This window comes from Streptomyces sp. NBC_00637, from assembly GCF_045161545.1.
Taxonomy (GTDB): Bacteria; Actinomycetota; Actinomycetes; order Streptomycetales; family Streptomycetaceae; genus Streptomyces.
This window is the reverse complement of record NZ_CP109046.1, coordinates 7,073,216-7,093,997: the sequence shown is the minus strand read 5'-3', so window position 1 is coordinate 7,093,997 and position 20,782 is coordinate 7,073,216. Positions and strand designations below refer to the sequence as shown.

18 protein-coding genes are annotated in these 20,782 nt (G+C 72.4%); 6 read left to right on the top strand and 12 right to left on the bottom strand.

Translation table 11 applies throughout. The annotated features are described in order from the left end of the window. Positions 1-87: 87 nt before the first annotated feature. Positions 88-831, top strand: coding sequence for an SDR family oxidoreductase (locus OG440_RS31225; protein WP_406010092.1), 744 nt, complete (start codon positions 88-90; stop codon positions 829-831). On the opposite strand, the gene OG440_RS31220 is transcribed toward OG440_RS31225, so the two are convergent. Then, a complete protein-coding gene (locus OG440_RS31220) occupies positions 828-2,084 on the bottom strand; it encodes an ROK family transcriptional regulator (RefSeq protein WP_406010091.1) in 1,257 nt (418 codons plus the stop codon). The two genes, OG440_RS31225 and OG440_RS31220, sit on opposite strands and share 4 nt — an antisense overlap. Positions 2,085-2,219: 135 nt before the next feature. Between OG440_RS31220 and OG440_RS31215 the strand changes: the two genes are divergently transcribed. Beyond that, complete coding sequence (locus OG440_RS31215; RefSeq protein WP_406010090.1) at positions 2,220-3,440, top strand: MFS transporter; 1,221 nt, start codon at positions 2,220-2,222, stop codon at positions 3,438-3,440. On the opposite strand, the gene OG440_RS31210 is transcribed toward OG440_RS31215, so the two are convergent. Continuing rightward, positions 3,400-3,858 (bottom strand): acyl-CoA thioesterase, encoded by a 459-nt coding sequence (locus tag OG440_RS31210; RefSeq protein ID WP_406010089.1) that lies wholly within the window; start codon positions 3,856-3,858, stop codon positions 3,400-3,402. The two genes, OG440_RS31215 and OG440_RS31210, sit on opposite strands and share 41 nt — an antisense overlap. Before the next feature lie 143 nt (positions 3,859-4,001). On the opposite strand from OG440_RS31210, the gene OG440_RS31205 reads away from it, so the two are divergent. Next, positions 4,002-5,381, top strand: a complete 1,380-nt coding sequence (locus tag OG440_RS31205; protein WP_406010088.1) for a uracil-xanthine permease family protein — start codon at positions 4,002-4,004, stop codon at positions 5,379-5,381. On the opposite strand, the gene OG440_RS31200 is transcribed toward OG440_RS31205, so the two are convergent. Continuing rightward, entirely contained in the window at positions 5,360-6,478 is a 1,119-nt protein-coding gene (locus tag OG440_RS31200) for a glycoside hydrolase family 6 protein (protein ID WP_406011502.1), read from the bottom strand. The genes OG440_RS31205 and OG440_RS31200 overlap by 22 nt on opposite strands. A gap of 142 nt (positions 6,479-6,620) precedes the next feature. Between OG440_RS31200 and OG440_RS31195 the strand changes: the two genes are divergently transcribed. Next, positions 6,621-7,340, top strand: coding sequence for a DUF5995 family protein (locus tag OG440_RS31195; RefSeq protein WP_406010087.1), 720 nt, complete (start codon positions 6,621-6,623; stop codon positions 7,338-7,340). Between the two features lie 84 nt (positions 7,341-7,424). On the opposite strand, the gene OG440_RS31190 is transcribed toward OG440_RS31195, so the two are convergent. From OG440_RS31190 to OG440_RS31180, 3 genes are all read right to left on the bottom strand, one after another. After that, the gene (locus OG440_RS31190) at positions 7,425-9,137 is read right to left on the bottom strand and encodes a flavin monoamine oxidase family protein (RefSeq protein WP_406010086.1); all 1,713 of its coding nucleotides are present in this window, start codon (positions 9,135-9,137) and stop codon (positions 7,425-7,427) included. Between the two features lie 75 nt (positions 9,138-9,212). Next, on the bottom strand, positions 9,213-10,001 hold the full coding sequence (locus OG440_RS31185) for a carbon-nitrogen hydrolase family protein (protein ID WP_406010085.1): 789 nt from the start codon (positions 9,999-10,001) through the stop codon (positions 9,213-9,215). A gap of 278 nt (positions 10,002-10,279) precedes the next feature. Continuing rightward, positions 10,280-11,491 (bottom strand): MFS transporter, encoded by a 1,212-nt coding sequence (locus OG440_RS31180; protein WP_406011501.1) that lies wholly within the window; start codon positions 11,489-11,491, stop codon positions 10,280-10,282. 165 nt (positions 11,492-11,656) lie between these two features. On the opposite strand from OG440_RS31180, the gene OG440_RS31175 reads away from it, so the two are divergent. Beyond that, positions 11,657-12,145 carry a hypothetical protein gene (locus OG440_RS31175; protein WP_406010084.1) on the top strand — a complete coding sequence of 163 codons (489 nt, stop codon included), beginning with the start codon at positions 11,657-11,659 and terminating at the stop codon, positions 12,143-12,145. On the opposite strand, the gene OG440_RS31170 is transcribed toward OG440_RS31175, so the two are convergent. The 6 genes from OG440_RS31170 to rpe all read right to left on the bottom strand — a co-directional run bounded on the left by OG440_RS31170 (position 12,146) and on the right by rpe (position 18,432). Further along, positions 12,146-12,598, bottom strand: coding sequence for an Lrp/AsnC family transcriptional regulator (locus tag OG440_RS31170; RefSeq protein ID WP_020128883.1), 453 nt, complete (start codon positions 12,596-12,598; stop codon positions 12,146-12,148). It lies immediately after the preceding gene. 10 nt (positions 12,599-12,608) lie between these two features. Further along, complete coding sequence (locus tag OG440_RS31165; protein ID WP_406010083.1) at positions 12,609-14,084, bottom strand: amino acid permease; 1,476 nt, start codon at positions 14,082-14,084, stop codon at positions 12,609-12,611. Between the two features lie 354 nt (positions 14,085-14,438). Continuing rightward, entirely contained in the window at positions 14,439-15,878 is a 1,440-nt protein-coding gene (locus tag OG440_RS31160; protein WP_406011500.1) for a GuaB1 family IMP dehydrogenase-related protein, read from the bottom strand. Positions 15,879-16,009: 131 nt separating this feature from the next. Further along, positions 16,010-16,315: a barstar family protein gene (locus tag OG440_RS31155; RefSeq protein ID WP_406010082.1), complete on the bottom strand. Its 306-nt coding sequence runs from the start codon at positions 16,313-16,315 to the stop codon at positions 16,010-16,012. Positions 16,316-16,611: 296 nt separating this feature from the next. Beyond that, entirely contained in the window at positions 16,612-17,655 is a 1,044-nt protein-coding gene (locus OG440_RS31150) for a sugar-binding transcriptional regulator (protein WP_406010081.1), read from the bottom strand. A 90-nt stretch (positions 17,656-17,745) separates the two neighbouring features. Further along, on the bottom strand, positions 17,746-18,432 hold the full coding sequence (gene rpe / locus OG440_RS31145) for a ribulose-phosphate 3-epimerase (RefSeq protein WP_406010080.1): 687 nt from the start codon (positions 18,430-18,432) through the stop codon (positions 17,746-17,748). A 157-nt stretch (positions 18,433-18,589) separates the two neighbouring features. On the opposite strand from rpe, the gene OG440_RS31140 reads away from it, so the two are divergent. Next, entirely contained in the window at positions 18,590-20,734 is a 2,145-nt protein-coding gene (locus OG440_RS31140) for an MMPL family transporter (RefSeq protein ID WP_406010079.1), read from the top strand. The last annotated feature ends 48 nt before the right edge of the window (positions 20,735-20,782 follow it).

The following is a 20,782-nucleotide window of genomic DNA, read 5'->3' as shown; positions in this document are numbered from 1 at the left end:
CGTGCGCGCCTCGGCCAACCCGGACAAGCTTGACCGACGAAGGGCGTTCCGGCCGGAAGCGCCCGGTGTCCGAAGGGGCTGAACGGTATGACCACGATCCTCGTGACCGGCGGTACGGGAACCCTCGGCCGGCTCGTCACCGAACGGCTGCGGTCGGACGGGCACGAGGTGCGGGTACTGAGCCGGCACACCCAGCCGTACGCCGTCGACCTGCGCGAGGGCGGGGCGGGACTGGACACGGCCGTCGAAGGTGTGGACACGATCGTGCACTGCGCCAGCACCCCGCGCGGCGGTGACGAAGAGGCGGCCGCGAACCTGATCGCCGCTGCGCGGCGGGCCGGGGTGGCGCACCTGATCTACATCTCCATCGTCGGCGTCGACCAGGTGCCGTTCGGCTACTACAGGACCAAGCTCGCCGTGGAGAAGCTGGTGGCGGAGTCGGGGCTCGGCTGGACGGTGCTGCGCGCGACCCAGTTCCACAATCTGCTGGTGCAGCTGTTCCAGGGGCTGGCCAAGGTGCCGGTGATGATGCTGCCGGCCGGGGTGAGCGACCAGCCGGTGGAGGTCGCGGAGGTCGCCGACCGGCTCGCGGAACTGGCCGCGGGCCCGCCCGCCGGCCGGGTCGACGACATGGCCGGGCCGGAGGTCCGCACGTTCGAGTCGCTGGCGCGCGCGTTCCTGAAGGCGAGCGGCCGGCGGTGCGCGGTGGTGAACGTGCCGCTGTGGGGCGCGGCCTACCGGGGCTTTCGCGAGGGCGGTCACCTGGCACCGGAGCGGGCGGTGGGCAAGGGCACCTTCGAGGACTACCTGGCGACACGCATCCGCCGTTAGGACGCCCCGGCCGTCCCGTGCGCCGTCCCGAACAGTTCCTCCTGGGCGGCGTCGCGGGCCGTCAGCAGTGCGCCGCGCAGCACCGCGCCGCCGCCCAGGGTGCCGGGGCGCACCTCCGTGGGCAGCGGAGCCATCCGCCGGAGCCGCCGGGCCACCCGGCGCGCGAGGACCTCTCCGCCGGCCTGGCCGACCTCCCCGCCGAGGACCACACAGCCGGGGTCGAGGACGGCGACGACGGAGGCCGCGCCGAGGGCGAGACGGTCGGCAAGGGCGTCGAGAAAACGGGCGGCGGCGCCGGTCTCCGGCGCGTCCGCCGCTACGCGCGCCACCGCCGCTCGCACCAGCGCCGCCGCCACCGGTTCGTCGGAGCGCGCGTGTGCCGTCAGTCCGTACTCCCCCGCCAGCGCGGCGATCGCCGCCGAGCCGGCCAGCGAGTGGAAGCCGCCCTCGCAGTCGGTCGCCGAGGGAAGGCCGTCGGTGCCCGGTACCGGCAGGAAGCCGATCTCTCCGGTGCCACCGGAAGCCCCGCGGCGCAGTGCGCCGTCCAGGACGACGGCCGCGCCGGTGCCGTGGCCCAGCCACAGCAGGACGAAGGTGTCACGGTCCCGGGCGGCGCCCTCGCGCTGTTCGGCCAGGGCGGCGAGGTTGGTCTCGTTCTCGACGAGCGCGTGCGCGTCCGGGAAGCGTTCCTGTAGCGCGGCCACCAGGCGGCGGTGCCACTCGGGCAGTCCGCTGGAGTCGCGCAGTTCACCGCTGGCGGGGTCGATCAGCCCGGGCGCGCCGATGGCGAGGGTGTGCAGCCGTCCCCACGCCGGGAACCCCTCGCGCGGGGGCGCCCCGAGGGCCTCGGCCTCCTTCGCCGCCCGTTCGACCAGCGAGACCGCCTGCTCCACGGCCGTCCCGGTGCCCGTGTCGCCGCCGATCGGCACGGACGCCTCGGCGAGCACCCGGCCGACCAGGTCCGAGACGAGCACCGTGACCCCTTCCGTGCGCACGTCCAGTGCGGCCAGCCGGGCGCGGTCGGCGACGATGCCGTAGAGCTTGGCGTTCGGCCCGCGACGCTGCTCGCCCGCCTCCCCGACCACCTCGATCAGGCCGGAGGCGGTGAGGCGTTCGACGAGGTCGGCGACCGACGGGCGGGACAGGCCGGTGAGCTGCTTCAACTGCCCTGCCGTCAGGGGGCCTTCGCGCTGAAGCAGCCGCAGGGCGAGCCGGTCGTTGATGGCCCGGGCGGTACTCGGGGATGCGGGCATGGCGGGAATCCTCCCATGGCCGAGGGGGACCCGGGCGGTGTCGGCCGACCGAGGCACTCTATTTATCAGGCAGGGTTCCTGATAGTTTACGCGGGCATCGCGACGGCGCGGCGCGGAACCGGAAGGGACGGGAGAATGAGCGGAGTGGACCAGGTGATCCACGCACCCTCGGAGGTCCGGCGCGCCCGGTACGCCGTGGCGGCCGTGTTCGCCGTGCACGGGGCGGTCACCGGCTCGTTCGCCACCCGCGTGCCGTGGATCCAGGACCATGCCCACGTGTCCACCGGACAGCTCGGGTTCGCGCTCGCCTTCACGGCGTTCGGCGCGGCCTGCGCGATGCCCCTGGCCGGCTCGATCACGCATCGCTTCGGCAGCCGAGGGGCGCTGCGCGGGCTGCTCGCCCTGTGGACGCTGTCGCTGACCCTGCCCGCCGTCGCCCCCAACCTGGCGACGCTCTGCCTGGCGATGTTCGTGTACGGGGCGAGCGCGGGCATGGCCGACGTGGCGATGAACGCCCTCGGCGTCGAGGTGGAGCGGCTGCTCGACAGGTCGATCATGTCGGGGCTGCACGGCATGTGGAGCGCGGGCGCCCTGATCGGCTCGGCGGGCGGGACGCTCGCCGCGCACCTGGACGTGGACGCGCGCGTGCACCATGTGCTGTCGGCGGCCGTCCTCACGCTCCTGGGCCTGCTGGCCTGCCGGTGGGTGCTGGATCTGCGGCCCGCCGAGGACGAGGAGCCGCCCCCGCGGTTCACCCTGCCGCCCCGCTCGGCGCTGCTCATCGGAGCGGTCGGGTTCTGCGCGGTGTTCGCGGAGGGCGCCAGCCTGGACTGGTCGGCCGTCTACCTGCGCGACCAGCTCGGCTCGTCGGCCGGTGCGGCGGCCGCCTGTACGACCGGCTTCATGTTCACGATGGCGGTGGCCCGGATCGCGGGCGACGCGGTGGTCAACCGGTTCGGCGCGGTGCGTACCGTCCGGGCGGGCGGTGTCCTCGCCGCGCTGGGCGGGCTGCTGATCGTCGTCGCGGGGCATCCGGCGGTGGCGATGGGCGGGTTCGGGATGATGGGGCTGGGCATCGCGGTCGTGGTGCCGCTGTGCTTCGCGGCGGCCGGGCACAGCGGGCCGAACCCCAGCCAGGCCATCGCGGGCGTCGCGACGATCACCTACACCTCCGGGCTGATCGCCCCGAGCCTGATCGGCGGGGTGGCCCAGGCGACCAGCCTGATGGTGTCCTTCGTCGTGGTGACGGTCCTGGCGTGCGGGCTGGTGGCGTTCGCGGGGGTGCTGCGGGGCGGCGAGCGGACCGGCGCGAAGGTCAGCGGCCGGGCCGCAGCAGTGCCCGACCCCCGGCCCTGAACGCGTCGCTCCACGGCGTGGGGCGCAGCGTGGTCGCGTCGAGTCGCACCAGGACGCGGGTGCCCCGCGCATACGTCGTGGCCCCGTCGGCCGAGCAGAACCGGAAGCCGTACGTCAGCCCCGTGGTGCCGAGCCGCTCCAGCCAGAGGTGGACGGCGTACGTCCCGGTGCGGGTGACCGGGACCTCGTAGCCGATCAGCAGTTCCTTGACGACGTTGCAGGCGTCCCCGGCGCTCGCCCAGTCGCCTTCGAAGCGGACGCCGTTGGCCTGCCAGAACTCGGTCCAGGCGCGCTCGACCAGCAGCGGGTAGCGGGCGTTGTGCAGCATGCCCAGTGCGTCCAGGTCGTCGAAGTGGACGGTCACGGGCAGGAGCCGGCCGTACGACACGGCGGGGGCGCTGGGGGCTTCGGCGGTCACGGCGGGGGCTCCTGTGCGTGTACGAGGAATGTGTGTATGAGGAAATGACCTTCATCGTACGGGGTCGCTAAGCGGTCGCTCACCCTCCGGGTTCACGGGAGAATGGTCCGGACATCCGCACCCCAGGAAGGTGAACCCGCACCATGGATCTCGGCGTCCGCTGGAAACTGCACGGCGACGGACGAACCCCGGCGCCCGGCGCGGTGGTCCGTCCCGACGAGCGGCTCTCCTGGCCCCGCACGGCCGGGCTCGGCGCCCAGCACGTGGTGGCGATGTTCGGGGCCTCGTTCGTCGCCCCCGTCCTCATGGGCCTGGACCCCAACCTGGCCATCATGATGTCCGGCGTCGCGACCGTGATCTTCCTGCTCGCGACCCGTGGCCGGGTGCCCAGCTACCTCGGCTGCTCGCTGTCCTTCGTCGGCGTGGCCGCCGTCATCCGGACGCAGGGCGGGACGAGCGCCACGGTCACCGGCGCGGTGTTCGTCGTCGGAGCCGCGCTGTTCGTGGTCGGACTGGCCGTGCAGCGGTTCGGGGCGCGGATCATCCACGCCACGATGCCGCCGATCGTGACGGGCGCGGTCGTGATGCTCATCGGCTTCAACCTCGCCCCGGTCACCGCGACCACCTACTGGCCGCAGGACCAGTGGACGGCCCTGCTGGTCATGGCGTTCACCGGAATGGCGGTGGTCTGCCTGCGCGGGTTCTGGTCCCGCATCGCGATCTTCCTCGGCCTGGTCTTCGGGTACGGCGTCTCGTGGCTGTTCGACCGGATCTTCGGCCGCATCCACTCCGCCGACGCGAGCGGCAAGGTCACCGACCACTGGCGGCTCGACCTGACCGGGGTCGGGCACGCCGACTGGATCGGGCTGCCGTCCTTCCACGGCCCGTCCTTCGAGTGGTCGGCGATCCTCGTGGCGCTCCCCGTGGCCATCGCCCTGGTCGCGGAGAACGCGGGACACGTCAAGGCGGTCGGCGAGATGACCGGCGACAGCCTGGACGACCGGCTCGGTACGGCGATCTCGGCCGACGGCGTCGGCTCGATGCTCTCCACGGCGGTGGGCGGCCCGCCCAACACCACCTACTCCGAGAACATCGGCGTGATGGCCGCGACCCGGGTCTACTCGACGGCCGCCTACTGGGCCGCCGCCGGGTTCGCCCTCCTCTTCGGCCTGTGCCCGAAGTTCGGCGCGGTCGTCGCCGCGATCCCCGGCGGGGTGCTCGGCGGCATCACCGTCATCCTGTACGGCATGATCGGCCTGCTCGGCGCGCAGATCTGGCTCAACGCCGGCGTCGACCTGCGCAACCCGCTGAACCTGGTGCCGGCCGCCGCGGGCATCATCATCGGCGTCGGCAACGTCACGCTGGAGTTCACCGACACCTTCTCGCTCAGCGGCATCGCGCTCGGCACGGTCGTCGTCATCACGGGCTACCACGCGCTGCGCGCCTTCGCGCCCGCCCATCTCAAGGCGGGGCGGCCCCTGCTGGACGAGGGCACCAGCAGCTACGACGACGCCAGTTCGTAGGCGTACGACGGGCTGAACTCGCCGGCCGCCCCCTTGCAGCCGTCCGACTCCCCCGGCAGCTTCACCCACAGGTAGGCGTCGATGCGTGCCTCCCCGGTCCGGAAGGTGGGGGCCCGGCCGATGCTCCGCCCGTCCGGGTCGCACCACTCGCCGCCGGCCGGCGCGCCGTTGCCGTTGCGGCTGGTGTCGATGACGGCGCCCAGGCCGGACGGGCCGCCCAGGGCGTCCAGGACCCGGCGGTCGTAGGCGACCTCGTCGGCCGTGCCGTGGAAGTTGGAGACGTTGCTGAAGATCCCGTCGGAGGACGCGGCCGAGGCGGCGCCGGCCTGTCGGAGCAGCGCGGCCTGCTCGGCCGGGGCGTTCCAGCCGGAGTGCCCGGCGTCGTAGTAGACGCGCGCCTTCGGATCGGCCGCCTTCAGCACACGTCCCGCGCGGGCCAGCGCGGCGAGACGGTCGGCCCGCCCGGCGTCGTCGAGGCAGTCGGTCTGGGCTATCGAGTCGGGCTCCAGGACGACCACCACCTCGCCGGAGCCGAGCCCGGCGGCGAAGGCGTCGATCCAGCCCGCGTAGGCGTCGAGGTCGGGCGCCCCGCCCTCGGAGGCGCCGCCGCAGTCGCGGTCCGGGATCGCGTACGCCACGAGGACGGGCACCCGGCTCTGACGGGCCGCGCCCGCCGTGACCGCGCGGACCCGCGAGGTCACGGTGTCGGGGGCGTACTCGGTGAACCAGACGGCCGCCGGGCGGCTCGCGATCCGGGACTCGATGACGGCGGTGCGCGGATCCGCCGGGTGGGCGCGCACCCAGTCGAGGACCTGGGACTCCGGATGGCGGTAGAGGCTCGTGGTCACGGCGGCCGATCGCGGTGCTCGCGCGGTACGGCCGGGCGAGGGCGTCGGCCGCGTGGTCGGGGCGGAGGCCGAGGGGGACCCGGACGGGGACGGCGGGTTCGCGGTCGACGGGGAGAGGAGTGTCGCGCTCACCTTCGGGCGGGCCCGGTCGGTGCCGTGCGGGTCGTCGCCCTCGTCCCCGTCGCCGAGTGCGGTCAGCATCCCGGCCGCGGCGCCCAGGGCCACCACCACCGAGGCGGCGGCGACCATGACACCCCGCCGTCCGGCCCGTCCCTCACGTACGCCTCGCACCGTGCTGTTCCCCTCCCGTGCGACGGGCTCGTTCCCCCGTTCCGGGGAAGCGTCGGGCCCGCCGACACGCGGGCCAGCCTAGGACTGTCACCCTGCCCCCATGCCGCAAACGGAACAGTTCACCGCCCCCTTCGAGACCGGCGTCGACCCGGCCCCCACGAGTGTCGACGAGGTGCTCGCCCGCATGCGCGCCCTGGAAGCGGCGCTGCCTCCCGGGGACGGCGTCGCGGTCTTCAACCGCGTCTACCTCGCGGTGACCCAGGAGGTGGACCGGCGCATCGACACGGGCCGGTTCCCGGACGCGCGGGCCGCGACCACGCTGGACGTACGGTTCGCGAAGCGCTATCTGGACGCGGTGGACCCGGGGCCTGCCGACCGGCGGCCACCGGCCTGCTGGCGGCCGCTGCTCCAGTTCCGCCGCCATCCCGGTGTACGCCCGCTGCAGTTCGCGCTCGCGGGCATCAACGCGCACATCGGGCACGACCTCGCGCTCGCCGTGGTGGACGCCTGTCGTAGCCTCGGCTGCGAACCGGCCCAGCTGGAGGACGAGTTCGACCGCGTGGGCGAGCTACTCGGCTCGCTGGAGGAACGCGTCCGCGAAGAGCTGATGCCGGGTCCCGACCTGTTGCAGATCGCCGATCCGCTCACCCATCTGCTCGGCTCCTGGAGCCTGGAGCGCGCCCGGGACGCCACCTGGACGGCGGCCCGTGCCCTGTGGGCGCTGCGCGAACTCCCCGACGTCGCCGAGGAGTTCACCGAACGCCTGGACACGGCGGTCGGCTTCGCGGGCCGCATGATGCTCACCCCCATGCCCTACTGACGCCTCGCCCTTGGGGCTCCCCGTCCCCGTTCCCGGTCCGTACGGCCCCCTCGACCGCGGTCCTCGCCCGGCCGCGCGACACGCTCAGTCCTCCGGGAGTTCCACCGGCGCGATCTCGTCGTACACGTCGCCCGGGCCGGGGTTGGTCGCGTCGGTCGTGCCGCCGAAGTGGTGCATGACGCCCCAGACGGCGTTCAACGCGGTCTGGACGGCTCCCTCGGCCCAGCCCGCGGTCCAGGAGATGTCGTCGCCGGCGAGGAAGACGCCGCGCTTGTCCTCGGGCAGCCGGTCCTGCATGAAGTGGGTGAACAGGCGCCGCTGGTAGCGGTAGTGGCCGGGCAGGTTGGCCTTGAAGGCGCCCATGAAGTAGGGCTCGTTCTCCCAGGAGACCGTCACCGGGTTGCCGATGATGTGCTTCCTGATGTCGACGTCGGGATAGATCTCGCCGAGCGACTTCAGCATGACCTCCATCCGCTCGTTCGCGGACAGCGGCAGCCACTTCAGGCTGTCGTCGCACCAGGTGTACGAGAGGCAGATGACGGCGGGCTTGTCCGGACCGTCGTCGAGGAGGTAGGTGCCGCGCGTCATGCGGTCGGTGAGCGTCATCGACATGACGTCCCGGCCGGTGGGGTTTCCCCGGTCGTCGACGGCCTTGTCCAGCCAGAACGGCCGGTCGACCGGCACGAACAGCTTGCTGGACTCCATGTAGTGGGTGCGCTCGATCGCCGTCCAGTGGTCGATCGGGAAGAGCGAGTCGTCGCAGGCGATCTTCGACAGCAGCATCCAGGACTGCGCGGTGAAGATCGCGGCCCGGTAGGTGCGGATGTCGCCGTTCGCGTCCGTCACGGTGATCCGGTTGCCGGCGGTGCGGTGCAGCCGGGTCACGGCCGGGCGGGGCTCGCCGCCCTCGTGCAGGCTCGCCAGCGAGGTGCCGTACGCCCAGTGGACGATCTTCTCCGGCTCGCGCTCCCAGAGGCGCAGCGGCAGCTGCTGGGAGCCGCCGACGATGCCGCGGTGGTGGTCGTCGGCCTCGGTGTAGACGACGCGCAGGATCTCCAGGATGGAGTTGGGGAAGTCGGTGTCCCACCCGCCGGTGCCGAAGCCGACCTGGCCGAAGATCTCCCGGTGCCGGAAGGACTTGAAGGCCTCGGAGTCGCAGAGGAAGCCGTAGAACGTCTGGTTGTCGAGCTTCTCGACGAGCTTCGCCCAGATCTCGCGGATACGCGGCACGTCCCGCTCGCGCATGGCCTGGTTCATGTCGGAGAAGTCGGCACCCTCTTCGAGGCACTTGTTCCAGGCGGCGGCGACATCGCGGTAGACCTGCGGCAGGTCCTCGGCCGTCTCCGCGTAGTGGGACTCGCCCTTGAGGTCGACGACCGTCGACGGGGTGGCCTCCGCGAGCGGGTTGGGGAAGGGCTGGGTCTCCAGTCCCACCAGGTCGATGTAGTGCTGGAGCGCCGTGGAGGACGGCGGGAAGCGCATCGCGCCCATCTCGGCGGTGAGGGAGGGGTCGCAGCCCTCGAAGCCGACGGTGCGCAGCCGGCCGCCGATCCGGTCGGCCTCGTAGACGACCGGCTTGAGGCCCATCTTCATCAGTTCGTACGCGGCCACGATGCCGGACAGCCCGCCGCCGATGATGGCGACCTCGGTGCCGTGCTCGGTCGCGGGCAGCTGGCCGAGGCCCGCCGGATGGGCGAGGAAGTCGTCGTACGCGTAGGGGAAGTCCGGGCCGAACATGGTGATCGGCGGCTGCTGCTCGTCTGCGTGCTCGACGGCGTTGGGCACGGTGGACGTCATGGGGTACGGACTCCTTGCGCGTGGTGACTCGGGGGGAAGTTCGGGGGGACGAGCGGAGGCGGTGCGGGCCGGGTGTCAGACCAGGGAGCCGTACAGGCCGGGGCGGCGGTCCTTCAGGTACGGGTTCGCCTCGCGGGACGCGGCCAGGGCGACCGGGTCGGTGTCGGCGAACACCAGCTCCTCGCCGCGGCCGGCGCGGGTGCGGGCGACGCCGTCGGGACCGGCCAGCGTGGAGAGGCCGACGAACTCGAACTCGCCCTCCCGACCGACCCGGTTGACGTACGCCACGTACATCTGGTTCTCGAAGGCGCGCACCGGGATCACCGACTCGGCGACGAACTGGAAGGGGTGCATCTGCGCGGTCGGGACGACGAGGAGGTCGGTGCCGGCGAGGGCGTGGGCGCGGACGTTCTCCGGGAACTCGACGTCGTAGCAGATCATGAGGCCGACGGTGAGGCCGTTCAGCTCGGCCTGGACGACCGGCTGCCCGCCCGGGCGGAAGTGGTCGCGCTCGAAGCAGCCGAAGAGGTGGGTCTTGCGGTAGTTCGCGAGCCGGCCGCCGTCGGCGGAGATCAGCTGGGCGGAGTTGTAGACCGTCTCGCCGTCGCGCTCCGGGTAGCCGTAGGCGATCGCGAGGCCGTGCCGGCCGGCGATCTCGGCGACGGCGTCCGCGGAGTCCCCGTCGGCCGTCTCGGCGAGGCGGGCGATGTCGTCGCCGATCGCGTACCCCGTGAGGAACATCTCCGGCGCGACGAGCAGCCCGGCGCCCGCGGCGGCGGCCCGGTCCGCGGCCTCGTCGAGGACCTTCAGGTTCTCGACGACGGAGCCGGGGCGGCCGGAGCTCTGGAGCAGTGCGGTGCGCATGCGTGATCCTCACCGGGCGAAAGGGTGGTTGTGGGGGCCATCTAGACGGTACGGGCGTCCGCCGGGACCGGACAAGAAGGAGCCGTTGCGCGCCGGTGAGCGGTTCGTTGCGTGCGGGTGCCGTCCGGCGGCGATTCGTTGCGTCGCCCTGTTCGCCCCTCAGGCCTCCCCCGCACCTCTGCCGTCAGCCGTCCCATCCGCGCAGCCCTGCCCTCAGCTCTGATCTTTCGCTCGTCTCACCCACGGCTCCTCACCCGCCGCTCCTCATTCGCGCCTCCTCACCGGCCCCTCCCCCGGGCCACCGCCGACATCGTCAACGCCGTCACCAGGTACGGCACCGCGCACAGGGCGAAGACGACACCGTGCGGGAACGTCGAGCCGAGGGCGCCGTACGCGCCGTACACCGCGATGGTCATCACCTCCGTGCCGAGGCTCGCGACCGAGGTGAGGGTGGCCCGGCCACTGCCCTCGATGCGCTGCTGGAGCCGTACGTCGGCCAGCACCGTCGCCAGCTGGAAGCCGCCGAAGGCGAGGGCGACGAGGGCGATGCCCGACGCCGTACCCGTCAGCGCCCCTGCCGCCAGCAGGAGCGCGCCGCCCGCGAGGAGCGCCGCCAGGCCGGGGCCGCCGAGGCGTTCGGCCGTCCCGGCCAGGAGGCTGCCGGCGGCGACCGCGGCCCAGATCACCATGAGCAGGTATGGGACGGCGGCGTCCGGCACGCCGGTCTCCCGGACCAGCAGCGAGGTGTACTCGTCGAGCGCGCCCCACACCGCCGAGACCGCGGGTACCAGCAGCAGGGCGCCGAGCAGGGGCCGGTCGCGGCGCAGGCCGGCGAGTCCGGCCCGCAGGCTCCGGGCCCGGCCGCCCCGGCCGCCCTCCCCGCCGTCACCGTCGTCCCCGCCGTGGCCGTTCTCGGCGCCGCCCTCCTCGCTCTCGTCGGGGGCCGGGGTGCGATGCTCCGGGAAACGGGTCGCCGTGGCGGCGCAGAGCAGACACGCCAGCACGCTGGCCGCACCGACGGCCGGGTATCCGCCGGCCGCGAAGACCGGGCCGGCCAGGCCCATCGCGGCCATCACGGCCACCTGACCCACCGCGTGCGCGCGGCCCGTCAGCCGGGCGTACCGGTCCGCGGCGCCCGCCCGGTCCAGCTCCTCGTAGACCAGTGCCTCCAGCGCGCCGGAGCCCAGCGCGCCGCGCGCGCCCCACAGCACGAAGCCGGCCGCGAAGGCCCAGTACGACGGGAACAGCACCCACAGCGCGAAGCCGGCCGCGCCGAGCAGCGGGCCGATCCACAGCAGCAGCCGCCGGGAGACGGCGTCCGCCCAGGCGCCCGAGGGCACCTCCAGCAGGACGCCGGTCAGCGACCACAGGACGAACAGGGAGGAGATCTGCCCGACGGACAGACCGCTGTCCGCGAACAGCAGCGCGTACACCGGATAGAGCAGCACGAACTCGTCGAGGAACGCGTACGCGTACAGCGTCGCGGTCAGTCGACGGACGTCGGAGCCGGTCGTGGATCAATGTCGCCAGGTCATGCGACCGATGGTAGACAGTCCCGGCTCCGCTGCCCAGCGAATAACGCGGCACCGCGACGCCGACGCGCGACGAGCGCGGACCCCCCGCCCTCGCGTCCTACGGCCTGTGGAAGAGTCGCCATGGGGGACGGGTCCCACGCCATGGAGGTCCTGATGGAGATCAATGCGTTGCCGCGGGTCGACGAGCACACGACGGTCGTCACGGCCGAGGCCGGCGACGTCTGGAGGGGACTCGGCGAGACCCTCGGCCGGTCCCGCAAGCTCCCGCGCGCGGCCCGCCAAGGCCGTCCCGCGGACGCCACCGACGGCAGGGCGCCGACGCCCGGACCCCTTGCCGAGGGCTCGACGCTGCGGGGCTTCCAGGTGGCGGAGGCGGTGGCCGGACGGGAGCTGGTCCTCGTGGGAAGCCACCGCTTCTCGTCGTACGCCCTGGTCTTCCACCTCGACGAGGCCGGCCCGGGACGCACCCGGCTGTGCGCCGAGACCCGGGCCGTCTTCCCCGGCCGGGCCGGCGGTCTGTACCGCAGGCTCGTCATCGACTCGGGCGGGCACGGCGTCGTCGTACGGGGAAAGCTGGGATCGGTCCGTCGCCGGGCGGAACGCCGCTGATCAGGTGGGCGAGCCCGCGGAGAAGCGGCGCAGGAGCGGCGACAGCACCAGCACCGACTTGGTCCGTTCCACGAACGGCTCCCCCGCGATGCGCTCCAGCACCCGCTCGAAGTGGCGCATGTCGGCCGCGAAGACCTGGGCGACGGCGTCCGCCTCCCCGGTGACCGTGGACGCCGCCACGACCTCCTGGTAGCGCTCCAGCCCCCGCTGGATGGTCTCCGGGGAGGTGTTGCGCCGGCAGTAGATCTCGACGAACCCCTCGGTCTCCCAGCCGAGGGCCGCCGGGTCGACCCGTACGGTGAAGCCGGTGATGGCTCCGGTGGCCCGCAGCCGGTCCACGCGCCGCTTCACGGCGGGCGCGGACAGGCCGACGAGTTGCCCGATGTCCGCGAAGGAGCGACGGGCGTCCTCGGCGAGGGCGTGCACGATGCGTTCGTCGAGATCGTTCAGCACAGTGGGTTGATCACTTCTCAGATGGTGCGGGCGCTGCGAGGCGGGAGCGGCGATGGCCGTAGAGGAAGTAGAACACGAGCCCCACCGCCATCCAGACTCCGAAGACCACCCAGGTGACGGCCGAAAGGCTGCCCATCATCCAGACGCAGAGGGCGAGCCCCAGAGCCGGCAGGACCGGCGAGAGCGGCACCCGGAAGGTCCGGGGCATCTCGGGACGGGTCCGGCGCAGCACCACGACCGCGATGTTGACCAGCCCGAACGCGAACAGCGTCCCGATACTGGTGGCGTCCGCCAGCTGTCCCAGCGGGATCGCGGCGGCCAGCACACCGCAGAACAGCGACACGATCACCGTGTTCACGCGGGGCGTGCCGGTCTTCGGGTGGACTCGGGAGAAGACCTTGGGCACCAGCCCGTCCCGGGACATCGCGAAGAGGATGCGGGTCTGGCCGTACAGCACGGTCAGGACGACGCTCGCGATGGCGATGACCGCGCAGAACGCGAGCAGGGTGCCCCAGAAGGACTGGCCGGTCACGTCGCGCATGATCTGCGCGAGCGCGGCCTCGGAGTCGCCGAACCGCTGCCAGGGCCTGGCGCCCACGGCGACGGCCGCGACGAGGACGTACAGCGCCGTCACGATGACGAGCGACAGCATGATCGCGCGGGGCAGGTCGCGCTGCGCGTCCTTCGCCTCCTCACCGGCGGTGGAGGCGGCGTCGAAGCCGATGTACGAGAAGAACAGCGTCGCGCCGGCCGCGCTGACGCCCGCCATGCCCAGCGGCATGAAGTGCTCGTAGTTGCCGGAGCGGAAACCCTGCATGCCGATGGCGCAGAACAGCACCAGCGCGGCGATCTTGACGACCACCATGACGGTGTTGGCGCGCGCCGACTCACGGGCCCCGCCGAGCAGGAAGGCCATGGCGAGCAGCACGACGACGAGGGCCGGCAGGTTGAAGATGCCGCCGTCCCCGGGCGGCGCCGACAGCGCGTCCGGGATGGTCACGCCGATCGTGCCGTCGAGCAGCTCGTTGAGGTACTCGCCCCAGCCGACGGCCACCGCGGCGACCGACACGCCGTACTCCAGGACCAGACACCAGCCGCAGATCCAGGCGATCAGTTCGCCCATCGTCGCGTACGCATACGAGTACGAGGAGCCGGCGACCGGGATGGTGCCCGCCAGTTCGGCGTAGGAGAGCGCCGAGAAGAGCGCCGTGAGTCCGGCGATCACGAAGGAGAGCGTGACGGCGGGTCCGGCCTTGGGCACCGCCTCGCCGAGGACGACGAAGATGCCGGTACCGAGGGTGGCGCCGATGCTGATCATCGTCAGCTGCCACAGCCCCAGGGAGCGCCTGAGGGACCCTCCCTCGCCCTGGCCACCCTCGGCGACCAGGTGTTCCACGGGCTTGCGCCGCATGAGACGCGCGAGGGGCCCCGGGGACGCGGGGGCGGTCCGACTGCGCTGTTGCGGGGGTGAGCCTTGATCGAGCACGCGCTGACTCCTTCGTCGCTGCCTCTCGGCGGGACGGGAACCGGCGGCACACCTGCGCGAGCAGGGACCCACCGAGCGGGGTCCCCGCCACGCTACGTACAGCGCACGACCCTATGAGCAGGGCCGTAGCACTTGTAATGCCGCAACCTTGCGCACCCACGCAAGATCGTTGCGTTCAGCGCACAGAGGTGCGTATTCGTTGCACGGGAGCCGAACGCGCCCCAAAAGGGGCGCGGGGCCCTGCCGATGCGCGGTTCCGCCGCGCGGGCGCGACCGGCCGCAGTGGGCCGGCGCCGGAGGACGGACGACGATCAGCGCCGTGCACACGCGCCGCCGGCGGGCACCCTCGCGGAGCTACCAGCTCGCGTGCAGCGGCTTGCCCTCGGCGTAGCCGGCCGCGCTCTGGATGCCGACGACCGCCTTCTCGGCGAACTCCGCCAGCGAGCCCGCGCCCGCGTAGGTGCAGGAGGAGCGGACGCCCGCGATGACCGAGTCGATCAGGTCCTCGACACCCGGGCGGGCCGGGTCGAGGAACATCCGCGAGGTGGAGATGCCCTCCTCGAAGAGCGCCTTGCGGGCGCGGTCGTACGCCGACTCGTCGGAGGTGCGGTTGGCGACGGCGCGCGCGGACGCCATACCGAACGACTCCTTGTACAGGCGGCCGCCCGCGTCCTGCTGGAGGTCGCCCGGGGACTCGTAGGTGCCCGCGAACCACGATCCGATCATCACGTTGGACGCGCCGGCGGCCAGCGCCATGGCGACATCGCGCGGGTGCCGGACACCGCCGTCGGCCCATACGTGCTTGCCGTACTTCTTCGCCTCGGCCGCGCACTCCAGGACGGCCGAGAACTGCGGCCGGCCCACTCCGGTCATCATGCGGGTCGTGCACATCGCGCCCGGGCCGACCCCGACCTTGATGATGTCGGCGCCCGCGTCGATCAAATCCTTGACGCCTTCGGCGGAGACGATGTTGCCGGCGACGATCGGCACCTTCGGGTCGAGCGCGCGCACGGTCCGGATCGCGCTGATCATCGATTCCTGGTGGCCGTGCGCGGTGTCGATGACGAGCGTGTCCACCCCCGCGTCGAGGAGCTGCTTGGCCTTGCCCGCGACATCGCCGTTGATGCCGACGGCCGCGGCGACGCACAGCTTGCCCGCCGCGTCGACGGCCGGCGTGTACAGGGTGGCGCGCAGGGCTCCCTTGCGGGTCAGGATGCCCGCGAGCTTGCCCTCCCGGTCGACGGCGGGGGCGTAGCGCCGGTTGGCGGCGTCGAGCGTGTTGAAGGCCTCGCGCGGGTCGATGTCGGCGTCCAGGAGCAGCAGGTCCCGGGACATGACGACCTCGAGCTGGGTGAAGCGGTCGACCCCGCTCAGGTCCGCGTCGGTGACGACACCGACCGGGCGGAACTCCTCGTCGACGACGACACCCGCGTTGTGCGCGCGCTTGGGCAGCAGGGCCAGGGCGTCGGCGACCGTCTGGTGCGGGGCGAGCACGATGGGGGTGTCCAGCACCAGGTGGCGGCTCTTCACCCAGGCGACGACATCGGTGACGACGTCGATCGGAATGTCCTGCGGGATCACCACCAGCCCGCCGCGCCGGGCCATGGTCTCGGCCATCCGGCGGCCGGCGACGGCGGTCATGTTGGCGACGACCAGCGGGATCGTGGTCCCGGTGCCGTCCGCGGCGCCCAGGTCCACCGCCTGACGTGAGCCCACCGCGCTGCGGCTGGGCACCATGAACACGTCGTCGTAGGTGAGGTCGTACGCGGGCTGGATGTCGTTGAGGAAACGCACGTGCTGCACATCCCAGTCGATCAGAGGTGACCCCCGGACAGGTCAGCCAGGGGGAGAAGCACGTACTTCATTCTCCCACGACGGCCGTGATGTGATGCCCGGACGGAACGTCCAAGCAGCTCAGGGGGGTCCTAGGAGGATCCTCCGAGGGCGAGCAGCACGGACAGCGCCGGCACCCGGTCGGCCGCCTGCGCGAACACGTCCTGCGCGATCACCCACTCCTGCGGCCGCGCCTCGGCGTACGGCCGCCAGTTCCGTACGACTATCCGGAGCCCGCCGTGCCCGGACGGGGCCGCAAGATCGGCGAGGCTGTCGGCGAGGGCGTCCCAGTTGCGTCCGAACCAGTCGGGCAGGCCGAGGGCCTCGGCGCAGCGGTCCATCAGGGCGGACTTGTCGGTCACCCCGTCGAGATCCAGTGTGACCACGAACTGCGTCATCTCAGCACCGCCCGGAGCGAGTTGGAGTGATCGTCGGTGTAGTAGATCCCGTCACCCCGTCCCGTGACAACGTGCCGGCCGCACGGTCGCGCGAACCCGGCGTCCCGACGGCGTGTCCGCGGTGGTACCTCCGCCGACGGGAGAAGGGGGACGGGGGACGTGATAGGCGCGGGAGGCGCCGCAGGGAGACGCGAGCGCAGGGAGACGCGCATACGAGCACGCGGGGGACGAACCGCGGACAGCATGCGTTCGATGCTGTCACGGCCGTCCCCTCATGGCCTGCCTGCCCGGACCGGTCAGATCCCGTCCGGGTCCGTCCGGTTGAGGGCGGGCTTCGGTGTCGGCCCCGCCGTCATCAGGTAGTCCGCCGCCGACGTGTCCGTCACCAGGCTGGTGACGAGCCCGGAGCGGAGCACCGCGTCGATCGCGGCCGCCTTGCGCTGTCCGCCCGCGATCGCGACGACCTCGGGAACCCGGCGCAGCTGGTCGGTCTTCACGGTGATGCACCGCTCGCCCAGGTCCCGCCCGACCCGGCGGCCCTCGGCGTCGAAGAGGTGGGCGGACATCTCGGCGGCGACCCCGAGCGAGGCGTAGTGCGCCCGCTCCTCGTCGCTGAGCATGTCGTGCACCGTCGAGATGCCCGGCTCCCAGGAGCCGATGGAGACGCAGGCGACGGTGACCTTGTCGAAGTACTCGAAGGCCCGGGCGATCCCGGTCTGGTGGCGCAGCGCGACGGCGGTGGCCGCGTCCGGCAGCAGCATCGGCGCGTAGATCGGGTGCGCGTCGCCGCCGGACACCTGGGCGGCGCGGCGGACGGCCTCGACCGAGCCGCGCTCCGCGGTCCCGGCGTCGTACACACCCGTCAGCTGCACGACCGTGCACGGCGGCAGCCGGTCCAGCGCCGCCGCCATGTGGATCGTGGACCGGCCCCAGGCCAGCCCCAGTACGTCCCCCTCGTCGACCAGTTCGCCGAGCAGGTCGGCGGCCACTTCCCCGAGGTTCTCGGGGTCCGTGGTCTCCTCGGCCTCGGCCGGGGACTCGACCACGACGGCGTGCCTGAGGCCGTAGCGGGCGCGGAGCGCGTCCGAGCGCTCCGCGTCCAGCTCGGCCGGCACGCGGATCTCGATCCGTACGAGATCCCGTTCGAGGGCGGTCTCCAGGACCCGGGCCACCTTGAAGCGGCTGACGCCGAACTCCTCCGCGATCTGGATCTTGGACTTACCCTCGAGGTAGAAGCGGCGGGCCATGGCCGCCGCCTGCACCAGCTCAGCGGGTCCCATCCGCATGGCTGACCGGCCCGCCGACATACCCGACACGGCGTTCTCCTCACTGCTGTTCACACTCTGGATACGCCGTTCATCCTCGCAGATCCGGCGCAGTTGATCAGCTCTGTTGGGAGCCGTTCACATTCCTGTCGGTAAGTGGTCGGTTCAGTGCCCACATGCCCAGGTGGCGCCGGCGGTCGCCGCTTCCGCCTGGGCCCGCAGGGCACGGACCGCCGCCGCCGGGTCTTCCGCTCCGTATACGGCCGAGCCTGCCACGAACACGTCCGCGCCCGCCTCGGCGCACCGCTCGATCGTCGAGGCCGAGACCCCACCGTCGATCTGGAGCCACAGGTCGAGGCCGTGCTTGCTGATCAACTCGCGGGTCCGGCGGATCTTGGGGAGCATGATGTCGAGGAAGGCCTGGCCTCCGAAGCCGGGCTCGACCGTCATGATCAGCAGCATGTCGAGTTCGGGCAGCAGGTCCTCGTACGGCTCGATGGGCGTCGCCGGCCTCAGTGCCATGGAGGCACGGGCGCCCTTCGCCCGGATCTCGCGGGCGAGTCGCACGGGTGCGGCGGCGGCCTCGACGTGGAAGGTGACGGACGAGGCACCCGCCTCGACGTACTGCGGGGCCCAGCGATCGGGGGCCTCGATCATCAGATGGCAGTCCAGCGGAGTGTCCGTCGCACGGGCCAGTGACTCTACGACCGGCACACCGAGCGTGAGGTTCGGGACGAAATGGTTGTCCATGACGTCGACGTGGAGCCAATCGGCTCCGGCGACCGCCTCCGCCTCGTCCGCAAGGCGGGCGAAGTCGGCGGACAGGATGCTGGGGTTGATCTGCACGGCCATGACCCAAGCCTGCCATGCCCTGCGGGGGTTGCGGGCATCGGTCCCTCGGGGGACCGTGGTTCGTCGTCCGCGGACCGGCTGTGGCTGAGCGCGCGGGTCCCCGCGCCCCCTACGGGTCGCGGCCGCACGCGGCGGCGGAACCGCCCGGGGGGTGGCCATGGCTGAGAATCGCGGTATAGCGCACCTCGTCTGCGGGCGGCGCGCGAAATGGCTGGTGCTGGGGCTGTGGGTGGTGGTGCTGTTCCTGACGGCGCCCTTCGCCCAGAAGCTGACCGACGCCCAGGACAACGACGCGGCCTCGTGGCTGCCGGGGTCGGCGGAGTCCACCCAGGTGCTGGAGATCTCGAAGGACTTCAGGCCCGAGCAGATCCCGGCGGTCGTCGTCTACGCCCGTGACGGGGGCCTGACGGCCGGGGACCGGGCGCGGATCACCGAGGACGCCGCCCGGCTCAGGCAGCTGACGGATCACGGCATCCGCGGCAGCGAGACCCGAGGACCCCTCTACGACCGCCCGACCGATCCGCGAGCCGCGCAGATCTACGTGCCGATCACCATGGACGAGAAGGGCTGGGAGCGCATCGCCCCGGCCGTCGACTCGATCCGTGCCGTCGTCGACGACGGCGACAGCGGCCTTGCCGTGCACATCACGGGACCGGGCGGTACCTCCGCGGATTTCTCGGAGGCCTTCGAGGGCATCGACTCGACCCTGCTGCTGGCGGCGATGGGGGTGGTCGTCGTCATGCTCCTGATCACCTACCGCAGTCCCACCCTCCTCGTCGTCCCGGTGGTCGCCGTGGTCGCCGCGCTGTTCACCGCGCAGGCCCTGATCTACTTCCTGGCCCAGCACGCGGGCCTGACGGTGAACGGTCAGAGCGCCGGCATCCTCACGGTGCTCGTGTTCGGCGCGGGCACCGACTACGCCCTGCTGCTGGTGGCCCGGTACCGGGAGGAGTTGCGCCGGCACGAGGACCGGCACGAGGCGATGGCCCTGGCGCTGCACCGCGCGGGCCCCGCCGTCCTGGCCTCCGGCGCCACGGTCGTCCTGAGCATGCTGATGCTGCTGGCGGCCGAGATGAACTCCACCCGTGGTCTGGGCCCGGTCGCGGCCATCGGTGTGGCGGTGGCGCTGCTCGCGATGATGACCCTCTTCCCGGCCCTGCTGGTGATCTGCGGCCGCTGGATCTTCTGGCCGGTGATCCCGCACTTCGGCTCCTCCGACCCGACCGAGCGCGGTGTCTGGGCCCGCACGGGCCGTGGCATCGCCCGCCGCCCGCGCCTGGTCTGGGCCGTGACGGCGCTGGTCCTGGCGATCTGCTCGCTCGGCCTGATCCAGTTGCGCGCCGAGGGCATCGGCAACGCGGACGCGTTCACCGGCAAGCCGGATTCGATCACGGGCCAGGAGGTGTCGGCGAAGTACTTCCCGGCGGGCAGCGGCGACCCGCTGGTGGTGGTCGCCGACCAGGCCCGGTCCGCGCAGGTGAAACGCGCGGTCGCGGGGACGGAGGGTGTCGTGCCGACGTCCCTCGGCGTGCCGGCCGGCACGGCACCCGTCCACGACGGCCAGGTGCTGTTCGAGGCGACGATGACCGCCCCGTCCGACAGCGAGGCCGCGAAGCAGACCGTGGAGCGGGTCCGGGACGCGGTGCACGAGGTGCCCGACGCCGATGCCAAGGTGGGCGGCGGCACGGCGGCACTGCTCGACATGGACAAGGCGACCACACACGACAACCTGCTGATCATCCCGCTGGTCCTGGCCGTCGTCCTGCTGATCCTCTGCGCCCTGCTGCGCGCCCTGATCGCCCCGCTGCTGCTGGTCGGGACGGTGATCCTGTCCTTCGCGGCGGCGCTGGGTCTCAGCGCGCTGGCGTTCCGCCACCTGTTCGACTACGCGGGCGAGTCGACGGACTTCCCGCTGTTCGTCTTCGTGTTCCTGGTGGCCCTGGGCATCGACTACAACATCTTCCTGACCACCCGGATCCGCGAGGAGGCCGCCCGCCAGGGCACCCGGCAGGGCGTGGTGACCGGCCTCGCGGCGACCGGCTCGGTGATCACCTCGGCGGGCCTGGTCCTGGCCGGCACCTTCGCGGCCCTCGCCACCCTCCCCATGGTCGCCTTCGCCGAGATCGGCTTCGCGGTGGCCCTGGGCGTCCTGCTGGACACCTTCATCGTGCGGTCGGTGCTCGTCACCTCGCTGTTCCTGGACATCGGGCCGAGGATCTGGTGGCCGCACCGGCACGCCCGGGAGAGCCTCCCGGCCCCGTCGAAGCACCCCGCGCAGCCGGCCGAGAGCACCGAGCCCTGACGGCCTTCGGACCGTGGACCGATCACCATCCACACCGGGCACCCGCCC

Excerpts from the sequence above, each read along its gene's own strand:
- OG440_RS31200 (WP_406011502.1), bottom strand. The coding sequence starts at position 6,478 with ATGGTCGCCGCCGCCTCGGTGGTGGTGGCCCTGGGCGCCGCGGCCGGG.
- OG440_RS31195 (WP_406010087.1), top strand. The coding sequence starts at position 6,621 with ATGCCGCAAACGGAACAGTTCACCGCCCCCTTCGAGACCGGCGTCGAC.
- OG440_RS31190 (WP_406010086.1), bottom strand. The coding sequence starts at position 9,137 with ATGACGTCCACCGTGCCCAACGCCGTCGAGCACGCAGACGAGCAGCAG.
- rpe (WP_406010080.1), bottom strand. The coding sequence starts at position 18,432 with ATGGCCGTGCAGATCAACCCCAGCATCCTGTCCGCCGACTTCGCCCGC.
- OG440_RS31225 (WP_406010092.1), top strand. The coding sequence starts at position 88 with ATGACCACGATCCTCGTGACCGGCGGTACGGGAACCCTCGGCCGGCTC.
- OG440_RS31185 (WP_406010085.1), bottom strand. The coding sequence starts at position 10,001 with ATGCGCACCGCACTGCTCCAGAGCTCCGGCCGCCCCGGCTCCGTCGTC.
- OG440_RS31175 (WP_406010084.1), top strand. The coding sequence starts at position 11,657 with ATGGGGGACGGGTCCCACGCCATGGAGGTCCTGATGGAGATCAATGCG.
- OG440_RS31215 (WP_406010090.1), top strand. The coding sequence starts at position 2,220 with ATGAGCGGAGTGGACCAGGTGATCCACGCACCCTCGGAGGTCCGGCGC.
- OG440_RS31220 (WP_406010091.1), bottom strand. The coding sequence starts at position 2,084 with ATGCCCGCATCCCCGAGTACCGCCCGGGCCATCAACGACCGGCTCGCC.
- OG440_RS31205 (WP_406010088.1), top strand. The coding sequence starts at position 4,002 with ATGGATCTCGGCGTCCGCTGGAAACTGCACGGCGACGGACGAACCCCG.
- OG440_RS31140 (WP_406010079.1), top strand. The coding sequence starts at position 18,590 with ATGGCTGAGAATCGCGGTATAGCGCACCTCGTCTGCGGGCGGCGCGCG.
- OG440_RS31155 (WP_406010082.1), bottom strand. The coding sequence starts at position 16,315 with ATGACGCAGTTCGTGGTCACACTGGATCTCGACGGGGTGACCGACAAG.